This window comes from Bacillus sp. JJ1764 (assembly GCF_036962145.1).
Classification (GTDB): Bacteria; Bacillota; Bacilli; order Bacillales; family Cytobacillaceae; genus Neobacillus.
The window spans coordinates 34,637-40,628 of record NZ_JBALNY010000018.1 but is presented as its reverse complement, the minus strand read 5'-3'; the positions used below and the strand labels follow the sequence as shown (position 1 = coordinate 40,628).

Genomic DNA, 5,992 nt, shown 5'->3' with positions numbered 1-5,992 from the left:
TCGAAAAAAATTTATAAGTAACCATTGACAACAGTTCGGTCAATCTACTATAATTTATCTCGAAGTAAGTTATTTTGAATTTGAGATAAATGATTTCAAAACAAAAGGGAGAGATTTTAAATGACAAATACAAAATGGGCACTTGATACAGTACACAGCAGTGTAGATTTTTCCGTTCGCCATATGATGATCGCTAACGTAAAAGGAACTTTCAATAGCTTTAATGCAACCATTGAGGCAGATCCTACTGATTTAACTACTGCTAACATTGATTTCACAGTTGAAACTGCAAGCGTAGATACACGCAATAAGGACCGTGATGCTCACCTAGTTTCTGGTGATTTCTTTGATTCAGAGAATCATCCAAATTTGACGTTTAAAGCATCCAAAATTGAAAAAACGGATGATGGTGAATATAACGTAACGGGTGACCTTACCCTTCGCGGCATAACAAAGCAAGAAAATTTTGCTGTTACTTTTGAAGGTCAAGGAAAAGACCCTTGGGGAAATGAAAAAGTAGGTTTCAGTGCAATGGGTTCTATTAACCGCTCTGATTACGGTTTAGTTTGGAATGCCGCCTTAGAAACAGGTGGAGTTTTAGTCGGCGACAAAGTAAAAATTAACTTACAAATTCAAGCAGCAAAAGCTTAATCATGATTGAAAAGCCAGGCATATAGTAAAAGCTGCCTGGCCTTTTTATTTTCACTCTTCCTATCGTTATCTACATCTTCATATAACATAGTTACTTTTTATGACATTATTTTATTCAACAATAATTGATAATTCCCCCCAATAAAGCGCAAAAAAATTGATAAAATAGGACTTTCCGTATAGGAAAGCATGTATTTTTGTCAGAAAAATAGGAATATTTTAAGTTGATATATTTCAATTTTCGAAATATTATATAACTTGCAACAGAATTCTTTTAAGGGGGAATTTTATTGAAAAAACTATTAAAAACTGGTCTTACCACAGCTGTAATTGCCGGAACCTTATTCGGCGGCTTCCCTGGCAGCTATATGAACACAGCTAAGGGTGAAGTTCTGTCGAAAAGTCCAAGCTTCGTTTCACAGTCTCATAGTTCATTAGACCTAGCAATTGTAAATGAGGACAAGTTGCTTCAATCCTTAGTGAATCGCGGTGTGATTGCCAAAAATGCTACCGAGGCAGAAAAACAAAAAGCTTTACATAATTACCTTGTCCTAAAGGGGAAACAATCCAAATCTACAGAAACCGATCCTATTGCCGTAAAAGTGAAAAAGGCCGAAACTGAAAAACAGAATAAATTTAAGGATTTCAATAATGGCCTTCTAAAAGGGAAAGGTAATAAGTATGGACAATTAAAAGGGAATCCAGATTCTGTAAAGGAAGGGCCATCCCCTGGCGTTCAGAAAAAAGGTAAACTATTAACCTTAATGGTCGAGTACTCCGATTTCCCTCATAATAACATTAAGCCAGGTGAAACGGATAACTATTATAAGGATTATACACCTGAGCACTATGAAAAAATGATTTTCGGGAACAAAGGTGAATTTAAAGGACCGAATGGCGAAGACCAAGTTTCCCAAAAGCAATTTTATGAAGAGCAATCAGGCGGTACGTATACGATTGAAGGTAAAGCCTATGGCTGGTTAAAGGTTCCAGGGACTGCATCCTTCTATGGTGCAGACAAATCCACTGGTGGTCATGATAATGTGACGCTTGGCGGAGCGAAACAATTGATAAAAGATACTCTTATTGCAGCTAAAGAGGCTGGTGTTCCACTTCAAGATTACGACTTAGAGGATCCACATGATTTAGATGGTGACGGCAACTTCTGGGAGCCGGATGGCCTTGTTGACCACCTTCAAATCATCCACTCTGGAATGGGCCAAGAAGCCGGTGGCGGTTCACTCGGTGATAATGCCATTTGGTCACATCGTTCAGCTGTATTCTATGATCCAGATGGTCTGGGAGAAGGATTACCGGGATTCTATGATTATACAGTAATGCCTGAAGATGGTGCTACTGGTGTATTCGCGCATGAATACGGCCATGACTTAGGACTTCCTGATGAATACGATACACAGTATTCTGGAACAGGAGAAGCAATTGGTTACTGGTCTATTATGGCTAGCGGTTCTTGGGCAGGTAAAATTCCTGGGGCCGAACCAACTGGATTTTCTCCATTTGCCAAACAATACTTCCAATCTACTCTTGGTGGAAAATGGACAGCTCCTACTGTTGTTGAATGGGATGATGTATCAACTAAAGGCACTCAGTTCCTCGTTGACCAAGCAAATTCACCACTTGGCCAAAACAATCAGGCGATCCGCATCAACCTGCCACAAAAGAAAACACCAGTAAACACACCAACTGGTAGTTTTGAATATTGGGGCGGACAACAGGATGAAATGGATACCAATATGGTAACTGATGTCGATTTAACTGGTAAAACTGCAGCAACATTAACATTTGACGCTTGGTATGATATAGAAGAGCAATGGGATTTTGCTTTTGTTCAGGTTTCAACTGATAATGGCGCCACATGGAAATCTCTAGGAAATTCCCATACTCGCTCGGATGTTGTTGATGAGGGCTATCCTACTATTATTAACTCTATGCCAGGATTCACAGGTAACTCTAAAGGATGGCAGCCACAGTCTTTCGATCTTTCTGAGTACAAAGGCCAAAAAATCAAGCTGCGTCTACGCTATGCCACTGACTGGGGCAGCTCTTACATCGGCTTCTTTGCTGATAACATCAAGGTCGTTTCCGACGGTCAAACATTAGTGGATGATGGCGCTGAAAATACGACTTCTGCCTTTACGTTAAATGGCTTTACTAAGATGGATGGTAATAAGTTAACTGATCACTATTACCTGCTTGAATGGCGTAATCAAAAAGGGGTTGACCAAGGACTAGCCCATATTAAACGTGGTGAATCCCTAATGAGCTATGATGGTGGATTAGTAGTTTGGTATGTTGATGACAGCTTTACGGATAACTGGACAGGTATACACCCTGGGGATGGTTTCCTTGGCGTTGTTGATGCTCACTTGGGCGGTGATCTTCTATGGAATCTTGCGAACGGCACGACTGCTGAAGCAAGCACACGTTTCCATGTCGCAGATGCTGCGTTTGGTTTGAATCCAACTTCAGGATTAAATATCAATTATCCTGGCCTTCAAACTTTAACTTCTTCAAGTCTGCCAGCTGTTTCACTATTTGATGATTCAAAATCCTACCTCAATACCTTTATGCCGGATGCCGGACGTAATCTTGAGAACTTTGGACTCAAGGTTCGTGTAAATGGTCAGGCGAAAGACAAATCTGTTGGTTCGATTGTGCTTTATAAGTAATTTAGTTATACCCCTTACCAATTAAACAAAGCATTAATAAATGTGTAGCATAGAAATGTTCTACCATACAATGCCTATGCTTCGAAAGAAAGGTATCAAAATAAGCCTTAAATCAGCTATATTGATACAATTACTATGCTTTCTTCTAGCACGTTGTAGATTGATAGACACCCAATATATCAAAGAATGTCCTCTTCTCATACCAGTGGGATTTTTGCCAATATTTCTTATGGTATAAACAGACGAAACTGGACCTTTGATAACAAATGGGTGTCTTTTTTTTGTACAAAGTGAAGCAGAAAAACAAAAATAACTTTGATGTATATAGATTTATATTTACTGAGTTGTTGTTTATTTCTTAGAGAGAAGTTGTCCGTATTTTGCAGTAATTTCTCAATGGATAAAGGCTGTTTTATCTTTTTTTTTTATATCTTTCAAAAAGGCTTACACTCACAGCTTAATTTACAATTTACCGTTGACTTAGGCCAAAATATGACCGCCTTCTACATGCAAAACCGTTCCAGTCACGAAACTATTTTGTATCAAATATAGTACACTTTGTGCCACATCTTCAGCTCTTCCTATTCGTTTCACAGGAAGTTTGTTTGCAACCGAAGCATAAAAATTATTACGGGTTTCTTCTGGCATTTTGCTTCGTGAAGGTGTATCAATTATTCCTGGCGAAACGATGTTTACTCGGATCGGAGCAAGCTCTAAAGCCAAAGTCTGGCCTAGATTCGAAACGGCTGAATTGACTGCACCTAGAATGGATGAACCATTCATAGCCTTGTAGGCTACAACCCCAGAGAATAAAGTAATTGAACCATTTAGTGAAATTTTTGGAGCACCATATTTCACAGCATAATATTGTCCCCAAAATTTATTTTCAAACAGTTGTCGTGCTTGGGCTGTATCTGTTTGGAGGAATGGCCCTCCGAAGGTTTCTGCCGCGCTCACCACAAGATGATCAAATTGGCCTACTTTTTCAAAGAAAGACTGGACTTGCTGTTCTTGTGTTGTATCCAGTGTAAAAGACGTAGCGCTAGCACCAAGTAGCTCTTTAGCGTTCCGTAATTTATCTTCGGATCGGCTAGCAATGATTACTTCTGCCCCTTGGGCTATTACCTGCTTAGCTGTTTCCAGTCCAATCCCAGAGCTTCCACCGATAATGACAACTTTTTGGCCTCGTAACATATTTTTACCTCCCTATGGGTTCCTTAATAGATTAAACACTTAATACTTCATTCAGATGGATATCAAGTTCGGTTACAAACTTTTCAACATTCGGATTTTTGACAACATCATAACAACTAAAACTCTTTAAAGGTTTCATACCAAGGAATTTATGAACACGATGTAAATGACTTAATACATCTTCGAGGCTGTTCCCTTCAAAAAATTGGGTTGGATCGTTAAATGCTTTTTCAGGAGCATTCCAGGTAGTTGAAAACATATATTTCTTTTCAGTTAATAACCCGCCTTTTCCATACTGATCAGCACCCTTAAAAAATAAACCATAGGCAAAAACTTCATCCATATACGTTTTCAATAATCCAGGTACACTAAACCAATAAATAGGGGTCTGGTAAATGACAATATCAGCCCATAAAAATTTTTGTTGTTCTTCTTCGATTGTATATCCCTCTTGAATAATTGTTGTTTTTATATTGTTCCTTTCACTTAACAAATTGACCATCTTATCCATCATTGTGTGATTCAAATATCCTTCTGCTGATCCATATTTCTGATGACCGTTAATAATAAGTATTTTTTTCATCTCTCTTCCAGCTCCTTTATTTTGTAATCTTTATAAAGCACCGGTGTTTGTTTTCCGGAATAATGCCCATGATGATAAACTTTGTGGTACCGACAGCAAACGCACTGATTAAGATAGCAATAAAAGCACCAAAAGGCAGTTTGATTCGTTGATTTCTCGTATCATTATGCTCACCTCCTCATTATTACTTTCAATAATTGGCTTATAGATATTATATATACAGTAATTTCATTTATGGAAGTAGTGATATTTATTTCATAAAGTTTCTAAAAGTATACCTTTGTGGTATCATAAGGAAAAACAGCTAAAAAAATATAAAGGAGGATGCTTCAGATGAGTGTGGTTGAGCCGGTCTTGCTAACCAAAGGAACACCAGGCGAGCAATGCCCCATTGCTAAAACGCTTGATGTAATCGGAACTAAATGGACCTTTTTAATTATTCGGGATCTCCTTATCGAAGGAACAATGCGATTCAGCGACCTATTGAAATCACTGAATGGAATCAGCCCGAAAACACTTTCACTCCGACTCAAGGAACTAGAAGATCATGGGATATTGATAAGAAAGGTATTTCCAGAGGTTCCCCCTCGTGTGGAATATACTTTAACGGAAAAAGGAAAACAGTTGGAAAGTATTTTCATTGAATTAAAAAGATTTGGATTAAATTTATAAATGATTTAATAATGTTCATTCTTTTAATTTGAGTGAATTCATTATGATGGATATCTTAGAGAACGTATCAGCGTGGTCGATAATTTTTAACAGAAGAATGTTAAGATTTCGAGGGTGTGGAAGTTCAAGTTAAAAACGTGGCTTTAGGGAGAATTTGTTTATGAAAAGGCTCTGTTAAACTGGGCTGTTGATTTTCGCTCCA

Annotated in this window: 5 protein-coding genes; 3 read left to right on the top strand and 2 right to left on the bottom strand. The window is 38.1% G+C overall.

The window, feature by feature from the left end; genetic code table 11:
- The first annotated feature begins 120 nt into the window (after positions 1-120).
- Together V7083_RS02865 and V7083_RS02860 are read left to right on the top strand one after the other, a co-directional pair.
- Positions 121-651: a YceI family protein gene (locus tag V7083_RS02865; protein ID WP_335475171.1), complete on the top strand. Its 531-nt coding sequence runs from the start codon at positions 121-123 to the stop codon at positions 649-651.
- A gap of 290 nt (positions 652-941) precedes the next feature.
- Positions 942-3,341, top strand: coding sequence for an immune inhibitor A domain-containing protein (locus V7083_RS02860; RefSeq protein WP_335475168.1), 2,400 nt, complete (start codon positions 942-944; stop codon positions 3,339-3,341).
- A gap of 480 nt (positions 3,342-3,821) precedes the next feature.
- On the opposite strand, the gene V7083_RS02855 is transcribed toward V7083_RS02860, so the two are convergent.
- Both V7083_RS02855 and V7083_RS02850 read right to left on the bottom strand, forming a co-directional pair.
- Positions 3,822-4,535, bottom strand: a complete 714-nt coding sequence (locus V7083_RS02855) for an SDR family oxidoreductase (protein WP_335475166.1) — start codon at positions 4,533-4,535, stop codon at positions 3,822-3,824.
- Between the two features lie 31 nt (positions 4,536-4,566).
- Entirely contained in the window at positions 4,567-5,118 is a 552-nt protein-coding gene (locus V7083_RS02850; protein ID WP_335475164.1) for an NAD(P)H-dependent oxidoreductase, read from the bottom strand.
- 333 nt (positions 5,119-5,451) lie between these two features.
- Here V7083_RS02850 and V7083_RS02845 point away from each other — a divergent pair, with 333 nt between their 5' ends.
- Positions 5,452-5,790 (top strand): winged helix-turn-helix transcriptional regulator, encoded by a 339-nt coding sequence (locus V7083_RS02845; RefSeq protein WP_335475162.1) that lies wholly within the window; start codon positions 5,452-5,454, stop codon positions 5,788-5,790.
- Positions 5,791-5,992 lie beyond the last annotated feature (202 nt).